The sequence below is a fragment of the Bradyrhizobium sp. SZCCT0148 genome (genome assembly GCF_018129985.1).
GTDB classification, from domain to species: Bacteria; Pseudomonadota; Alphaproteobacteria; order Rhizobiales; family Xanthobacteraceae; genus Bradyrhizobium; species Bradyrhizobium japonicum_H.
This window is the reverse complement of record NZ_JAFCKT010000002.1, coordinates 457,524-473,340: the sequence shown is the minus strand read 5'-3', so window position 1 is coordinate 473,340 and position 15,817 is coordinate 457,524. Positions and strand designations below refer to the sequence as shown.

General features: G+C 64.3%; 14 protein-coding genes. 7 read left to right on the top strand and 7 right to left on the bottom strand.

What is annotated here, in order from left to right; all coding sequences use genetic code 11:
• Positions 1-103 precede the first annotated feature (103 nt).
• Positions 104-1,078, bottom strand: a complete 975-nt coding sequence (locus tag JQ580_RS10645; protein ID WP_212280001.1) for a Bug family tripartite tricarboxylate transporter substrate binding protein — start codon at positions 1,076-1,078, stop codon at positions 104-106.
• 124 nt (positions 1,079-1,202) lie between these two features.
• Here JQ580_RS10645 and JQ580_RS10640 point away from each other — a divergent pair, with 124 nt between their 5' ends.
• Both JQ580_RS10640 and JQ580_RS10635 read left to right on the top strand, forming a co-directional pair.
• The gene (locus JQ580_RS10640; RefSeq protein ID WP_212280000.1) at positions 1,203-1,613 is read left to right on the top strand and encodes a VOC family protein; all 411 of its coding nucleotides are present in this window, start codon (positions 1,203-1,205) and stop codon (positions 1,611-1,613) included.
• 230 nt (positions 1,614-1,843) lie between these two features.
• Positions 1,844-3,424 (top strand): AMP-binding protein, encoded by a 1,581-nt coding sequence (locus tag JQ580_RS10635; protein WP_212279999.1) that lies wholly within the window; start codon positions 1,844-1,846, stop codon positions 3,422-3,424.
• 102 nt (positions 3,425-3,526) lie between these two features.
• Here JQ580_RS10635 and JQ580_RS10630 read toward each other — a convergent pair whose 3' ends face one another.
• From JQ580_RS10630 to JQ580_RS10620, 3 genes are all read right to left on the bottom strand, one after another.
• Positions 3,527-4,621: an HD-GYP domain-containing protein gene (locus JQ580_RS10630; RefSeq protein ID WP_212279998.1), complete on the bottom strand. Its 1,095-nt coding sequence runs from the start codon at positions 4,619-4,621 to the stop codon at positions 3,527-3,529.
• Between the two features lie 422 nt (positions 4,622-5,043).
• Positions 5,044-7,329, bottom strand: coding sequence for a xanthine dehydrogenase family protein molybdopterin-binding subunit (locus JQ580_RS10625; RefSeq protein ID WP_212279997.1), 2,286 nt, complete (start codon positions 7,327-7,329; stop codon positions 5,044-5,046).
• Positions 7,326-7,817 carry a (2Fe-2S)-binding protein gene (locus tag JQ580_RS10620; RefSeq protein ID WP_028139556.1) on the bottom strand — a complete coding sequence of 164 codons (492 nt, stop codon included), beginning with the start codon at positions 7,815-7,817 and terminating at the stop codon, positions 7,326-7,328. The genes JQ580_RS10625 and JQ580_RS10620 overlap by 4 nt, the downstream gene beginning before the upstream one ends.
• 364 nt (positions 7,818-8,181) lie before the next feature.
• Here JQ580_RS10620 and JQ580_RS10615 point away from each other — a divergent pair, with 364 nt between their 5' ends.
• The 3 genes from JQ580_RS10615 (at position 8,182) to JQ580_RS10605 (ending at position 10,148) form a co-directional block, all read left to right on the top strand.
• Positions 8,182-8,946 carry an alpha/beta fold hydrolase gene (locus JQ580_RS10615; RefSeq protein ID WP_212279996.1) on the top strand — a complete coding sequence of 255 codons (765 nt, stop codon included), beginning with the start codon at positions 8,182-8,184 and terminating at the stop codon, positions 8,944-8,946.
• 20 nt (positions 8,947-8,966) lie between these two features.
• On the top strand, positions 8,967-9,305 hold the full coding sequence (locus JQ580_RS10610; protein WP_212279995.1) for a hypothetical protein: 339 nt from the start codon (positions 8,967-8,969) through the stop codon (positions 9,303-9,305).
• Between the two features lie 171 nt (positions 9,306-9,476).
• A complete protein-coding gene (locus tag JQ580_RS10605) occupies positions 9,477-10,148 on the top strand; it encodes a dienelactone hydrolase family protein (protein ID WP_212279994.1) in 672 nt (223 codons plus the stop codon).
• Positions 10,149-10,302: 154 nt separating this feature from the next.
• On the opposite strand, the gene JQ580_RS10600 is transcribed toward JQ580_RS10605, so the two are convergent.
• From JQ580_RS10600 to JQ580_RS10590, 3 genes are all read right to left on the bottom strand, one after another.
• Positions 10,303-11,052, bottom strand: a complete 750-nt coding sequence (locus JQ580_RS10600) for a polysaccharide biosynthesis/export family protein (RefSeq protein WP_212279993.1) — start codon at positions 11,050-11,052, stop codon at positions 10,303-10,305.
• 212 nt (positions 11,053-11,264) lie between these two features.
• Entirely contained in the window at positions 11,265-11,921 is a 657-nt protein-coding gene (msrA, locus tag JQ580_RS10595; protein ID WP_212279992.1) for a peptide-methionine (S)-S-oxide reductase MsrA, read from the bottom strand.
• Positions 11,922-12,118: 197 nt separating this feature from the next.
• Positions 12,119-12,436, bottom strand: coding sequence for a hypothetical protein (locus JQ580_RS10590; RefSeq protein WP_212279990.1), 318 nt, complete (start codon positions 12,434-12,436; stop codon positions 12,119-12,121).
• A gap of 403 nt (positions 12,437-12,839) precedes the next feature.
• Between JQ580_RS10590 and rpsT the strand changes: the two genes are divergently transcribed.
• Both rpsT and dnaA read left to right on the top strand, forming a co-directional pair.
• On the top strand, positions 12,840-13,106 hold the full coding sequence (gene rpsT / locus JQ580_RS10585) for a 30S ribosomal protein S20 (RefSeq protein WP_018319466.1): 267 nt from the start codon (positions 12,840-12,842) through the stop codon (positions 13,104-13,106).
• A gap of 1,248 nt (positions 13,107-14,354) precedes the next feature.
• Complete coding sequence (dnaA, locus tag JQ580_RS10580) at positions 14,355-15,764, top strand: chromosomal replication initiator protein DnaA (RefSeq protein ID WP_212279988.1); 1,410 nt, start codon at positions 14,355-14,357, stop codon at positions 15,762-15,764.
• The last annotated feature ends 53 nt before the right edge of the window (positions 15,765-15,817 follow it).

Here is a 15,817-nt window from a genome sequence, read left to right as displayed (position 1 = left end):
CATCAGGTTTCGCGGGGCGGTTTTATTCCAGATCAGCGAAACAAAGCACGCAAGAAAAAGCCCTGCCGGACGGCAGGGCTCCTATGCTGCGATCACAAGATCGCTACTCGACCTTCAGGCCGGCGAACTCGACGACCTTCTTCCACTTCTCGGTCTCGGCCTTGATCTCCTCGCCGAACGCCTCGGGCGTCTGCACCCGCGGCTCGCCGCCGAGCTCGACCAGACGCTTGGTCATGTCGGGCTCCTTCATCAGCGCGTTGATCTCGGTATTGAGCTTGGCGATGATCTCCTTCGGCGTGTTCTTCGGCGCACCCATGCCGAACAGCGCGCTGGCCTCGTAGCCCTTGACGGTGTCGGCGATCGGCTGCACGTCGGGCAATTGCGGTGAACGTTCCGTGGTGGTGACGCCGATGGCGCGAAGCGAGCCCGAGCGGATGTGCTGGATGATCGAGGGCATGTTGTCGAAGATCACCTGCACCTGGCCGCCGAGCATGTCGGTGATCGCGGGCGCCGCGCCGCGATAGGGCACGTGCTGCATCTTGCAGCCGGTCAGGGCCATGAACATCTCGCCGGACAGATGCACCGAAGTGCCGTTGCCGGACGAGGCCATGTTGACCTTGCCGGGATTGGCCTTCACGTATTCGATGAACTCGGCGACATTCTTGGCCGGCACGTCCTTGTTGACGGTCATCACGTTCGGCACGCGCTGGAACGAGGCCACCGGCGCGATGTCGTTGACGAAGTTGAACTTGAGATTCTTGTAGAGCGAGGCGTTGATGTAGTTGGCCGGATTGACCAGCTGCAGCGTGTAGCCGTCAGGCTCGGCATTGATCACCGATTCGGTGCCGATGTTGTTGCCGGCACCCGGCTTGTTCTCGATCACGAACTGCTGGCCGAGCTTTTCCGAGAGCCGCTGGCCTATCAGCCGCGCCAGGATGTCGGTGGCGCCACCCGGCGGATAGCCGACCACCCATTTCACCGGGCGGGCCGGATAATCGGCGGCAAGCGCCTTCGACAGCGGGGTGGCTGCAAGCGGACTGGCGGCGAGCAGGCCCAGCGCGGTACGGCGAGTGATCATCTCAAGGGTTCTCCCAGTGTTGTTCTTGAAAGCCGAATGTCTTGAAAGTGGCGTCGGCGCGGTTGTAACAAAGCTTGCCGCAGGCGGAAAGTGCGCGGGGCGCATCACGACGAAAGGATAAGGCATGGTGGTCAAGGTCGAAGCTCTCGATCATCTCGTGATCAATGTCTCCGACGTCGCGGCCACCGCCGATTGGTACGGCAGAATTCTCGGCATGGAAGTCAAGGTATTCGACCCCGGCGGCGGCAAAGCGCCGCGGACTTCGCTTCACTTTGGTAACCAGAAGATCAACGTCCGGCCGCGCGATGCCGACACGGCAGAGTGGTTCACCGCGGACCACCAGACCGCAGGCAGCGAGGACCTCTGCTTCCTCACCTCGGCTTCGCCGAGCGAGGTGGTGGCGCATTTGCAGGCACACGGCGTCGCGATCGAGGAAGGCCCGGTTCCCAAGCAGGGCGCGCGCGGCACGCTGCGCTCGGTCTATTGCCGGGATCCCGATGGCAGCCTGATCGAGATTTCGTCGTACGAGGATTAGCTCAACCTGCCGCTACGCTCCGCCGTCATGCCCGGGCGTGCCCCGGGCATCCACGCTCTTCGCGCGGCACGACGTGGATGGCCGGGTCAAGCCCGGCCATGACGGAGGAAAGAGTACTTCCTGCTGCACGCCAACATTCCCCGATTTGCGCCCGGCGTCATGCGGTGGCAGGAAGACGCAATCATCAAAAGACAGCCGCCAGCAAGATGCAGGCTGCACGGGGAGGAGCCATGTCATTTCAACAGACCGCAGCCGGGATCGTCAGCCCATTCGATGGACTCGATGTACCCTGGCTCTTGAGGATGCGCGCCGAAGTGCGGCGTGATCATCCATTCCTGATCTGGGCGCCGTTCGATGCGCCGGCGCGGCGCTGGAGCTATGGCGAGTTTCACGAGCGGGTCGGCGCGCTCGCGGCGGGGCTGGCACGGCGGGGCGTCAAGCCGGGAGAATACGTGCTCATTCATCTCGACAACTGCATCGAGGCGTTGCTGGCCTGGTTTGCCTGCGTCGAGTGTGGTGCCATTGCGGTCACCACCAACACCCGTTCGGCACCTGCCGAGATCGCGTATTTTGCCGATCATTGCGGGGCGGTCGCCGCGATCACGCAGCCGGCCTATGCGGAGATCGTCGCGCAGAACTGCCGCAACATCCGCTGGATGGCGGTGACCTCGCATGATGCCGGCGCAGCGCCCGCGCACGGCGGCTCACGCGGCGACAGTTTCGAGTCCCTGTTCGCCGACAGTGCCGACCGCCCCAGGCGCGCGGCCGACCCACTGGCGCCATGCAGCGTGCAATACACCTCGGGCACGACCTCGCGGCCGAAGGCCGTGTTGTGGACCCACGCCAACGCGCTGTGGGGCGCCAAGATCAACGCCGCGCACGAGGACCTCCATGCGAGCGACGTGCACCAGACCTATCTGCCGCTGTTCCATACCAATGCCCTCGCCTACTCTATGCTGGCGACGCTGTGGGTCGGCGGCTCCTGCGTGATCCAGCCGCGCTTCTCGGCCAGCCGGTTCTGGGGCGTCGCGCGCGAGCACGGCGCGACCTGGACCTCGACGATTCCGTTCTGCATGAAGGCGCTGCTCGAGCAGGAGATCCCGAAAGACCACCGCTTCCGCCTGTGGGGCACCGCCATCAACGAACCGCCGGCCTTCGCGGCCTTCGGGATCAAGATGATCGGCTGGTGGGGCATGACCGAGACCATCACCCACGGCATCGTCGGCGAGGTCGACCAGCCCAACATACCCATGTCGATCGGGCGGGCCGCGCCGGAGTACCAAATCCGCATCACCGACGATGAGGGACGGCCGACCGAAATCGGCGACACCGGCAATCTCGCGATCAAGGGCATCCCCGGCCTGTCGCTGTTCGCCGAATATCTGCACAACGAAACAGCGACCCGCGAGAGTTTCGACGCGCACGGCTTCTTCCTCACCGGCGACCGCGTCGAGCGGCTCGCGAACGGCTTCATCAAGTTCGGCGACCGCGCCAAGGACATGCTGAAAGTCGGCGGCGAAAACGTCGCGGCCTCCGAGATCGAGCAGGTGATCGCGGTGGTTGCGGGCGTGCGCGAGGCGGCCGTGGTGGCGAAGAAACATCCGATGCTGGACGAGGTGCCTGTCGTCTTCATCATCCCGCATGGTGGCGTCGCCGGCGCCGCGCCAGATCTGCACGAGCGCGTGATGGCCGCCTGTCGCAACGGCCTTGCCGACTTCAAGGTGCCGCGCGAGATCAAGCTCGTCGACGACATGCCGCGCTCGACGCTGGAGAAGGTGGCGAAGGCAGAGCTCAGGAAGATGGTGGGATGACGATTGTAGGGTGGGTGAGCCGAAGGCTAGCCCACCTCTTTGGTATCCGCGGAAGCAGAGGTGGTGGGTGACGCGACGCGAACCCACCCTGCGGCGTCTCGCCTAGAACGACCCCAGCGCCACCGGGCGGAACGCCTGCAGCAGCTGCTGGTCCAGCTTGCCGCCCATGCCCTCCATCATCGTGAAGGCGCGCGAGTGGGTGAAGGGCATGCGATAGGCGCGCTTCTCGACCAGGGCGGCGTAGATGTCGACGATGGTCGTCAGACGCACGATGTCGCTGATCTGGTTCGACGACAGGCCGTTCGGATAGCCCGAGCCGTCGAGGAATTCGTGGTGATGCAGGATCACGTCGAGCATCTCCGGCGGGAAGCTGCCTTGGGCTGCGAGTGCGTCATAGCCGCGGCGCGGATGTTCGCGGACCTCGGCCATCTCCTCGTCGGTGAGCTTGCCGGGCTTGTCGAGCAGCGCGGAGGGAACGAAAGCCTTGCCGACATCGTGCAGCAGCGCGGCGCGGGTCAGCCGGCGCTGGTCGTCCTCGCGCATGCCGAGATGCTGCGCGAAGGAGACGGCGAAGCCGGTGACGAACAGGCAGTGCCGGTAGCTGCCGACATGGTGGCAGCCCACCGTGGTGAGCCATTCGCGCAGCGAGGAGTGCTTGATCGCCTTCAGGATCTTGCTCTCGGCGGCGATGACGTCGTCGAAGGTCAGGGGCACGCCGAGCGGCAGCTTCTCGAACATCTTCGCCAGCACCGCATGCGCGGCCTCGACGCCGCGGTTGAGCGTCTTGCCGCGATCAGTCGCGTCATAGGCGGCGGTGTCGGGGAAGGCGGCGCGGATGCGCTGGAGGATGGCGTCGGCCTGGAGCGGCCGCGAGATGGTGTCGGTGGCGCCCAGCGCCCAGGCCTGCATGGTGCCGTGATGCAGGGCATCGGCGAGCACGAACAGCCGCGGCATCGCGCGATAGGCATCGCCGCGCAGCTTGTTGCGCACGCGCTGCACGCTTTCGGGCGAGCGCAGGTTGATGTCGACCACGAGGCCGGAGAGATCGCGCGAGGGCTGCTCGGGAATCTCTTGCGTCGTCACCGTCGAGACGTCGCCGACCGCCTTCAGGATGCTGGCGAGCTCGGTGCTCGCATCGCTCCGGTCGGAGGCGAGCAGAAGCCGGCGTTTGGCGGCGGTTTTGGCTGGCGCGTTCATGACTTCCCCAAGCATGGGACTGGATTTGGCGTCAGCCTAAGCCGGATCAGGTTCTCCGGCCCTTAAGAGGCGTGCTCAATGGAACCTTCTGGAATTGTGCGCAATTTTACGGATTTCGGCTCCGGGAGGCCGACATGCAAAATTTGAGAAAACAACCCCATGCACAGTAGAACGGCATTGATAGCAAAAGGGAATTTCGAACGCCTTTGCCTCACCCTCCGCTGTCGTCGCCCGGCTTGCCGCCTTCGCTAAGGCTTCGGCGCGCCTAGCAGCCGTTTAAGCCGCGGCGTGGCCTTGCCGAACCGGGACCGGGCGACCCAGTATGCCGGCACAGTGCGTTCCGGAACCGAGGACGCCGCGGAAAAACAGATCCGCCGGAGGTTGCCCTCCGGCGGATCTCCGCTTTCCGCAATCGCGTCGCGCTACGCCTTCATGCTCGCCTTCACCGCTTCCGCCGTGATCGGCAGCGCCCGCACCCGGGCGCCGCTTGCGTTGAAGATGGCGTTGCCGATGGCGGGCGCGACCACCGTCACCGCGGGCTCGCCGACCCCGGTGGCCTTCTCGCCATTGGCGATCACGGCAACCGCGACCTCCGGCACCTGGCTCATGCGCAAGGGCGTATAGCTGTCGAAATTGGCCTGCTCGATGCCACCGTCCTTCAGCGTCGCCTTCTCGTACATCGCCAGCGATAGGCCCCACAGCGCCGCGCCCTCGACCTGGGCACGGATGTTGTCGGGGTGCACCTGGGTGCCGACGTCGGTTGCGACCGTGAGCTTCTTCACGGTCACCTCGCCCGAGGGAGCCACTGCGACATGGGCGACGCAGGCCGTCCAGCTCGCGCTTGCGCGCTCCTGCGACGACACGCAGGCGACGCCCATGCCCTCGCCCTTCGGCAGCTTGCGGCTGCCGTAGCCGGCCAGGCCCATCGCGGCGAGCAGCGTGTTGCGCAGCCGCTGCGCGCCGCCGTCGTTCTTGCCGGCGCCGTCGAGCAGCGAGATGCGGAACTGGGCCGGGTCCTTGCCGGTCGCAGCCGCGATCTCGTCGATCATGCTTTCGACCGCCCAGAAGGTCCATCCCGGTGCCACCGAGCGGAGCTGGCCGGACGGCGTGGCGTTGTGCGCGAGCTCGTTCTTGATCGCGCGCACATAGTGATTGGGTACCGTGTAGAAGAAGTCGGCGCCGTTGACCGTGAAGCTGTCGAGCGGGCCCTTCTTGTCGACCGAGGGCGTCAGGAAATCGGGGATTCCCCAGCGCGCGGTCGGCCAAGCCGAGACCACGTCATGGCTGAGCGCGGTAAGCTTGCCGTCGCCGTCCACGCCTGCTTTCACTTTCTGGTAGGTGAGCGGACGCGAGAAATCCATCGTCATGTCGTTCTCGCGCGTATAGATCACCTTCACCGGCTTGCCGACCGCCTTGGCCGCCTGCACCGCCGGGATCATCATGTCGGCATCGAGCCTGCGGCCGAAGCCGCCGCCGAGCCACATCTGGTGCATCACGACGAACTTCGGATCGATTCCGGCGGCACCCGCCGCGATCGCACCGGAGCGCGTCGCGAACTGGTTGCCGGAATAGATGTGCAGGATGTCGCCCTTGAACTCCGCGGTGGCGTTCATCGGCTCCATCGGCGCGTGGATGTTGATGCTGGTGGTGTACTCGGCCTCGACCACTTTCGCCGCCGAGCCGAAGGCCGCATTGGGATCGCCGTCCTTGACGAAGAACTGCCCGGAATCCTCCAAGGCCTGAAGCCGCTTGGCCTCATCCAGCAGCGACTGGCTCGACAGTTTTGCGTTCGGACCGCCGTCATAGGCGATCTTCAGCGCTTGCGCCGCCTTCTTGGCGTTGGCGTACGTGCTCGCGACAGCGACGACCCAGCCCGAGGTCGTTCCGGTCTTGTCGTCGAGGGTGACGGCCTTGATGAAGCCCGGCACCTTCTTCGCAGCCGAGTCGTCGACCGACTTCACGGTGGCACCGAAACGCACCGGCGGCGTGACGACCGCGCCATAGGCCATGCCCGGCAGCATCACGTCGATGCCGTATTTGGCCGTGCCGTTGGTCTTGGCGGGAATGTCGAGCTGCGGCACCGACACACCGATCATGGTGTATTGATCCGGTGTCTTCAGCTTGATCGCCTTGAGCTCGTCCGGCGTGAAGGTTTTCGTCGCCTTGCCGCTCTTGACGACATCGGCGAACGACATCTGCTTCTTCGACTTCGGATGCGAGATCATGGACTCGCGCACCACGAGCTCGCCCGCCGGCACGCCCATCGCGGCGGCGGCGCCTTCCGTCAGCGCCATCCGACCGGCCGCACCCGCCCGGCTCATCGCCTCGAAGTTCATCATGGTCGACCAGCTGCCGCCGGTGATCTGCGCGCCGAGCACGGGGTCGTTGAACTTCGGATCGTTGGAGGCGAGGTTGACCCGCATGTCGCTCCACTTCGCGCCCAGCTCTTCAGCCACGATCTGCGCCATGGTGGAGGCGATGTGCTGGCCCATGTCGGCCTTGCCGCAGGTCACGGTGACGAGACCATCGGGGGAGATCGCATACCAGACGCTTGGCTCGAAATTGGCCGGAGCCGCAGCCGATGCCGACTCGATGCCGGGCACGCCAGCATAGCCGAGCACGAGGCCGGTCGCGGCGGTGCCGACGAGGAAGGAGCGCCGGCTGAGATCGGTCGTCTCGGGCATGACGTCCTTGATGTGCTTGTTCATGTGGGCCTCCGTTCGTTGCCGGAGGCGGACGCGGTGCGCATCTCGGATGCGGCGCGCATGATCGCCTTCTGGATCCGCGAATAAGTCATGCAGCGGCAAAGATTGCCATCCATGTGCGCCACGACCTCTTCCTTGGTCGGATTGGGATTCTTCGACAGCAGCGACGCCGCCTGCATGATCTGCCCCGACTGGCAGTAGCCGCATTGCGGAACCTGCTCGGCGACCCACGCCTTCTGCAAGGGATGATCGCCCTTGGCGGAGAGGCCTTCGATGGTGGTGATCTTCTTGCCGGCGACATCGCCGACCATGGTCTGGCACGAGCGCACGGCTTCGCCGTTGACGTGCACGGTGCAGGCCCCGCACAATCCGGCACCGCAGCCGAACTTGGTGCCGGTCATCTGCAATTGCTCGCGGATCGCCCAGAGGAGCGGCGTGTCGTTCGCCGCATCCACGGACATACTCCGCCCGTTGATGGTGAGTGTTGGCATAGGCGTCTTCCCCTGCCGGTGCATGAAGCCGCTTACGGCGGCAACTTGAATGGCGGACGCCCACCGGGCTGGCGGCCCGCCTTGGCGGCAAGAATGATCGGGTTCGGGTGCGGAGGCAATTGCAATTTGGAAGCAGTCGAAACAAACGCTGCGTCGCTACGTTGTGCGTTGCGAGAGCAGGCCTTGAGCAGCGGCTGGACGCAATCGAGAGCGTTGTCGGACATGCGTGCCATTGCGTTCAGGCAGTTTCTTCGAGGTAACTTGGCAAGCTAAGCTGCCGCCGCTGGCGCGACTTTCTTCTCCCGTGCAGGAGAGGGGGGTCACCGACGTCGTGGCGACCAATCAAAGGAAAGGGCGGACAACAATGCCTAGGATCGATCGCAACGGCGTCAATATCTACTACGAGGTCCGCGGCAACGGGCCGCCGCTGCTGCTCACCCATGGCTATTCCTCGACCTCGGCGATGTGGCACGGGCAGGTCGATGCGCTCGCAAGGGACCATCAGCTGATCCTGTGGGACATGCGCGGCCACGGGCAGTCCGATTATCCCGATGATCCCAACGCCTACAGCGAAGCGTTGACGGTCGCTGACATGGCCGCGATCCTCGATGCCGTCGGCGCGGAGCGCGCCATCATCGGTGGTCTCTCGCTCGGAGGCTACATGTCGCTGGCGTTCTATCGCGCCCATCCGGAGCGCGTCCGCGCGTTGCTGATCATCGACACCGGCCCGGGCTTCAAGAAGGACGATGCGCGCGAGGCCTGGAATGCGCGGGCGCTTGCGACCTCCGACAAGCTCGATCGCGAAGGTCTCGACATGCTGAAATCGGCGACGCGCGAGCGCGCCACGGCCTGTCATCGCGACGCCAGGGGACTGGCGCTGGCCGCGCGCGGCATGCTGACCCAGCGGGATGCGCGCGTGATGGAGCTGCTGCCCAACATCAAGGTGCCCAGCTTGATCGTGGTCGGCGCCGACGACACCCCATTCCTCGCCGCGTCCGATTACATGGCGGCAAAAATCCCGGGCGCACAAAAGGTCGTGATCCCCGCGGCCGGCCATGCCGTCAACATCGATCAGCCCCAGGCTTTTGTTGACGCGGTCCTGCCTTTCCTGAAGAACTTGCCGGCATAGGCAATCAGGGACGCGAGAGCATGATGCGAGCGATCTTCGCGGCGGGCGCAATGGCGGCGCTGTTGTCGGCAGCGCAGGCCGAACCCTTCGGGGCGGTGCCGGCGCGCCAGCCCTTCGTCACGACCTTGTCGAACAATGTTCCGCTCGCCTTCGGCATGGATGCCGAGCAGACCGCCCGTGCCCTCGGGCAACCCCTGCAATATGTGCGAGGGCGTCCCGGCAACGAGATCTATCTTGCCCTGCGCAACATCGGCGGCAGCCGGCTGATCTCCTATCGCCATCGCCTGTTCCTGCAATTCCGTCACGGACGGCTGGCAGGATGGAAGGAGGATTACGGCGAGAACTGGATGTGGGAGTGACGCGCAGCTCCCACCCCTCATGGTGAAGAGGCGCGAAGCGCCGTCTCGAACCATGACGGCCCCGCTGCGGCACCTCCGCTTTCATCCTTCGAGACGCGCGCAAGAGCGCGCTCCTCAGGATGAGGGGAGAGAGCTGAAATTTCGGATGGACAACCAAGAAGGACAACCCGCGTGGGACAAGACATCAGGCTGACGGCTTCCGACAACTTCCAGTTTGGCGCCTATCGCGCCGATCCCGGCGGTACGCCGAAGGGCGCGGTGGTCGTGATCCAGGAGATCTTTGGCGTCAATCACCACATCCGCTCGGTCTGCGACCGCCTCGCCGGGGAAGGCTATGTCGCGATCGCGCCGTCGATCTTCGACCGCACCGCGCCGGGCTTCCAGTCGGGCTACACGCCCGATGAGATTGCCGAGGCCCGCAAATTCGTCGCCAACCCCGATTGGGCCGCGATGTTGCGCGACACGCAGGCCGCGATCGATGCGGTGAAGAGCGCGGGTCCGGTCGGCATCATCGGCTTTTGCTTGGGCGGCAGTATCGCCTTCGTTGCGGCGACGCGGCTGTCGGGACTGAAGGCTGCGATCGGCTATTACGGCGGCGCGGTCGTGCGCTTCGCCGACGAGACGCCGAAGGTGCCGACGCAACTGCATTTCGGCGAGAAGGATGCGGGTATCCCGCTGACCGACGTCGAGACCATCAAGTCGAAGCGGCCGGACGTGGAGGTGTTCGTCTATCCGGGCGCCCAGCACGGTTTCCACTGCGACGAGCGCGCGAGCTACGACAAGACCAGCGCCGACATCGCCTGGCCGCGCAGCATGGCGTTCTTTGCGAAGCATTTGAGGTAGTGATCTCTCACCGCCGTCATTCCGGGATGCGCTGCGAAGCGGTGCAGGCCCGGAATCCATACCCGCGACTCGGGGTTAAGGATTCTCAGATGCGCAATTGCGCATCATGGCCCGCGACCTCGTCGCGCCCCGGAATGACGAGAGGAGAGATTCGTTAGAACCAGCGCTCGCCGACGAACACGGTGTCGCCGGGGTTCAAGGGGGTCCCGAGCGGCACCACGGCGCGCATGGAGCCGCCGTTCTCGGTATGCGTGATGGTGACGACGTCGCGCTTGGCACGGGGCGAGAAGCCGCCGGCGATCGCGACCGCGCTCTCCACCGTCATGTTCGGCACGTAGGGATATTGGCCGGGCGCAGTGACTTCGCCGAGAATGAAGAAGGGGCGATAGGACTCGACCTCGACAGCGACCGATGGTTCGCGGATGTAGCCGTTGCGCAGCCGTGCGGCGATTTCACCGGCGAGCCCTGCCGGCGTGCGGCCGCGTGCGGGCACTCCGCCGATCAGCGGCATCGTGATCGAACCACCGGCGTCGATGGCGTAGCTGTTGGTGAGACCTTCCTGGCCGTAGACCACGACGCGAAGCTTGTCGCCGGCGTCGAGATGGTACGAGGCATCGTGGCGTGCTGGCGCTCCCATGGGGACCGCGTAGCCGACAGGCATCGGCGCAGGCGATGGAGCGAAGGAATTGGTCAGCGCGCTGATGGCACCGCCGCCGCCGTTGGCAACGACGACCGGCTGCGGAGCACCGTAGGGCTGGCCATATGCCATGGTGTCGAGATCGGCGCGCGGCTGCATCACCGCGACGGGGCCGGCGGTCTGCATGCAGCCGCCAAGTGTCAGCGCGGCGGACGCTGCCAGTGACGCTGCCAAGATCGACCATCGAAACGCGCGTGCAACCGGCACCAGACCAATCCCTCGAAACGAGACAGGTTAAGTGATGCACCGGTTATGGTTAATAAAGCGTTGAGTTGGGGGCTGCGATGATGCCGACGACGCAATACCAACCCCACGCTCCGTCATGCCCGGGCTTGTCCCAGGCATCCACGAGCTTCTCTTGCGCCGCCAGGAACGTGGATGGCCGGGACAAGCCCGGTCATGACGAAATCGTGGACCGCTTACGCACTCACACCGGCGCCGATCGGGCAGGACACGCCGGTGCCGCCGAGGCCGCAATAGCCGGCGGGATTCTTCGCCAGATATTGCTGATGGTAATCCTCCGCGAAAAAGAGTTCGCCTGCCGGCGCGATCTCGGTGGTGATGGCGCCGAGGCCCTTGGCAGCAAGCGCCTTCTGATAGAGCGCCTTCGACTCGTCCGCGGCCTTCTTCTGCGCGTCGGAATAAGTATAGATCGCGCTTCGGTACTGCGTGCCGACATCGTTGCCCTGGCGCATGCCCTGCGTCGGGTTGTGGCTCTCCCAGAACGTCTTCAACAATGTCTCGTAGGAGATCTTCTTCGGATCGAACACGATAAGCACCACTTCGGTGTGGCCGGTGCGGCCCGAGCAGGTCTCTTCATAGGTCGGGTTCGGCGTGTGACCGCCGGCATAGCCGACGGCGGTGGTGTAGATGCCGTCGCCGAGCTGCCAGAACTTACGCTCGGCGCCCCAGAAGCAGCCGAGCCCGAACACCGCCAGTTCGAAACCGGCGGGATAAGGCGGCTGCAGCTTGCGGCCGTTGACGAAATGGGTGGTCGCGGTGGGAATTGCTTGCGCACGGCCGGGCAGCGCCTCGGCTGCGCTCGGCAATGCGGTGGTCTTGCGCATGAACAGCATGATGGGATCTCCGCGGAACGAGCTCTCCGTCGCCTGAGCCAGATGCTCGGGCGGCGTGCTCGCGATCAGATGGGAATATAGGGATCTACGCTGGGCTGGGCAGCGGTGTTACGTCGCGCGTCTCGCGCGCGTTCAATCCAGCCAGGATTTGAAGCTCAATCCCGGATTTGGAGCTCAATCCCGGCGGGAATTGGAGCTCAATCCCGGGAATAGCCGATCAGCGGTTTCCGCGGCCGGAACAGGATCATCAGCAGGAGGCCGAGAATGCCGAGGACCGCGAAAACCGGCTGATCCAGCAGCAGGCGGATCACCGAGGTCCAGAGCCAGGGCGCCTTGGCCTCGACCCAGGTGCGGAATGCCGATTGGCTGGCCTGATTGATGTCGTTCCAGAACTGGCCGAACCGGGTGAATCTGAGGGTCTGGTCAGCCACCCAGCGGGCGCCGTCATAGACCATGAAGATGAACCCGCCGGCGAGCAGCAACAGCCCAATCAGTCGGAAAAAGCCGCGGATCATGCCTCACCCTATATGGTCGTCCGATCGGAGAAGCCGACAAAACGCCGCCAGCCAATAGCCGGGAGACGGCATAAATTCAACCTCTTCAGGGCGTTACGACGCTCGCTGGAGGGCACCAAGGCCGCTTTTCCAGCCTGGAAAGCGTTGACGGTGCCGAAGACCCTCTCTATAAGGGCGCCAACTGGCGGCGGGCGCAATCCTGCCGCCGCTGTTCTTTGAGCAGTTGCAGGCGCCTTGAGCTTAGAGGCTCTTTGGGCCTCAGAGACAGCCGCAAGGCTGTCGCTCATGTTCCGGGGACAGCCCAGCAACCGAACACCCTAAATCCGAGCGTCGATTACGCGGTCAAGCAAGCCGGCGCTACCCGACCAAGACGCGACCGGTACCCGCAAAGGATATTGAGACCATGGCCAATACCACTTCCGCCAAGAAAGCGACGCGCAAGATCGCCCGCCGCACCGCCGTCAACAAGTCGCGCCGCACCCAGATGCGCGGTGCCGTGCGCAACGTCGAAGAAGCCATCGCGACCGGCGACCGCGCCGCTGCCGTGAAGGCGCTGGCGAATGCCGAGCCCGCCTTGATGCGCGCCGCCCAGCGCAACATCATTCACAAGAACAACGCCAGCCGCAAAGTCTCGCGTCTTACCGCGCAGATCGCCAAGCTCGCCAAGTAACAAGCGAAGCAACGAGCCGAGCAACGGCGGACCAATCGGTCGGCCGATCCGATCGAGCATCGCACGCGTCAAACAGCCCGGCTTCGCGCCGGGCTTTTTTGTTGCCCGCCATATTCATGCAAGCGTTCACGCCGCGACAGATCTTCGAATGGAAGGTTCGCACCGTCTGCGCTATTCTTCGTTCCGTAGTTCTACTTGCCGATCTCGTGCAACAGCCGAAACTTCCACTGCGTTGCAAAAACCCCTGTGCGGCGGGCTCCAATTGAATCGGCAGGCGACCAAAGTTCTACACACCGTAGATTCACAGGAATGCACATCACGTGGAGTTACCCTGTGAAACGAGACTCAAAAAACGAAGACTCGCTAATCACTTATCGACATAGCGACCGCAAGCATTTGGAAAATTCGCCCCGCGCGTCGGGTGCGTGACAAATTTGTAAAAAAAATCGGCGGTGGCGGAGAATTGTCACACAAGGCGCGGCATCTTCGATTCTGTGCACGAATCCAAAAACTTGCTCAAAGCCTGTGAACAAGTCCCGCGCGGCATTAACCGAGGTCAAGTTTTTTTGGTGGCTCAAGTGTGAATCAATTCGTTGCGAGTCTTTCCGCTTAGTGTATTCCTTAAGTCGTCAGCGGCGCCCACGATCTTCAGACCAGCGCGGTTTAGGAAACGGGGCGAGCGTGCAAATCGGCGGCGGTGTGCACGTAGGCGACGCTTCAAAAAGCGAATGTTGGATCAAAAAACCCATAGCAATATGGGAATGGTAGCTCTTTGTCTGAACGTCTCCAAGCGGGATCTTGCGATCCCGATCTCACGAGGCGCACGGACATCGCAAAGTTACCCCGGCACGAGCGATGGCGACGCCGAACTGACGACTAGTACGACGGACGGGACATTCGCGACGTGAGCGACTGTCTTTCACACGCAGGACCTTGCCGTGAGCGATCACGGCAGGACGGGGAGGTATCATGTCCTACGGATTCAACGCGGTATTGACACAAGTTCCATCGTTCAACGATGCCGTCTCCGATCCGTCCAGCGTTCAGCCTCCCACATGCGAAAGCGCGTCGAGTACGCGCTGACCTCGCGAACTCTCCTACTCCGACATCGCTGATCTGACCGCGGCGTATCCGCCGAACGGTCGAGCCATGTCTGACGATGGACTCGCTTGAGGTCGCGCCGTGACCAGGGATCCCCTGCATGGCGCTCACAACGCAACCTTATCTCTCAAGAGAAGTTTTTTAACGATGACAATGGAACAGGATCGCTGGTCACGCGTGAAGAGCCGGCTGCGCTCGAACGTTGGCGAAGACGTCTACACGAGCTGGTTTGCGCGCATGGATCTGGAAGGCGTGCAGGATGAGAGCGTGCGGCTCTCGGTACCGACCCGGTTCCTGAAGAGCTGGATCCAAGCCCATTATGCCGAGCGCGTGCTGTCGTGCTGGCAGGCCGAGATGCCCGAAGTGCATCGCATCGACCTCACGGTGCGTTCGGCCGTGCGCCCGGTGGTGCAGCCGAAGGAAGCCCCGGCGCCCGTCGAGATGCGACGCGCGCCCACGCCGGAGCTGCGCTCGACCGCAACCGCGCCGGTGTCGGCCAATCACGACGCGCTCGGCGGCTCGCCGCTCGATCCGCGACTGACTTTCGCGAGCTTCGTCGTCGGCCGCTCCAACACGCTGGCGCATGCGGCTGCGCGTCAGGTCGCGGAAGGTCGCCGCGGCGACCCCGTGATGTTCAATCCGCTCTATATCCATGCCGGCGTCGGGCTCGGCAAGACGCATCTGCTGCAGGCCGTGACCTGGGCCGGCAATTCCGGCAACGAGCGCAAGGTGCTTTATCTCACCGCGGAAAAATTCATGTACGGCTTCGTCGCCGCGCTGAAGACGCAGACGGCGCTGGCCTTCAAGGAAGCGCTGCGCGGCATCGATGTCCTGGTGATCGACGATCTCCAGTTCCTGCAGGGCAAATCGACCCAGGCCGAATTCTGCCACACGCTGAACGCGCTGATCGATGCCGGCCGCCAGGTCGTGATCGCGGCGGACCGGCCGCCGTCCGATCTCGAAAGCCTCGACGACCGCGTCCGCTCGCGGCTCGCCGGCGGGCTCGTGGTCGAGATGGGCTCGCTCGGCGAAGAACTGCGCCACGGCATCCTCAAGTCGCGCGTCGCAGCCGCCCGGGCCCATCATGCGACCTTCGAGGTACCGGAGGAGGTGCTGCATTATCTGGCGCGCACCATCACCCATAACGGCCGCGACCTCGAAGGCGCGATCAACCGCCTGCTGGCGCATTCCAAGCTCAACAACCGGCCGGTGACGCTGGAGATGGCGGAGCACGAGGTGCGCGACCTGGTCCGCCCCTCGGAGCCGAAGCGGATCAAGATCGAGGACATCCAGCGCGTGGTGGCGCGGCAGTATAATGTCAGCCGCTCCGACCTGCTCTCTTCGCGTCGGACCGCCAACGTGGTGCGCCCGCGCCAGGTGGCAATGTATCTCGCCAAGACGCTAACCCTGCGCTCGCTCCCCGAGATCGGCCGCCGCTTCGGTGGGCGCGACCACACCACGGTGCTGCACGCCGTGCGCAAGATCGAGGCCCTGGTCTCCAAGGACACCGCGCTGTCCGAGGAAGTGGAATCGCTGAAGCGCCAGCTTCAGGAATAAACGCCCAGGACCTTCTTCCCATTCTCCCGCCGCCCCGGCCCGCCCGGGGCGGC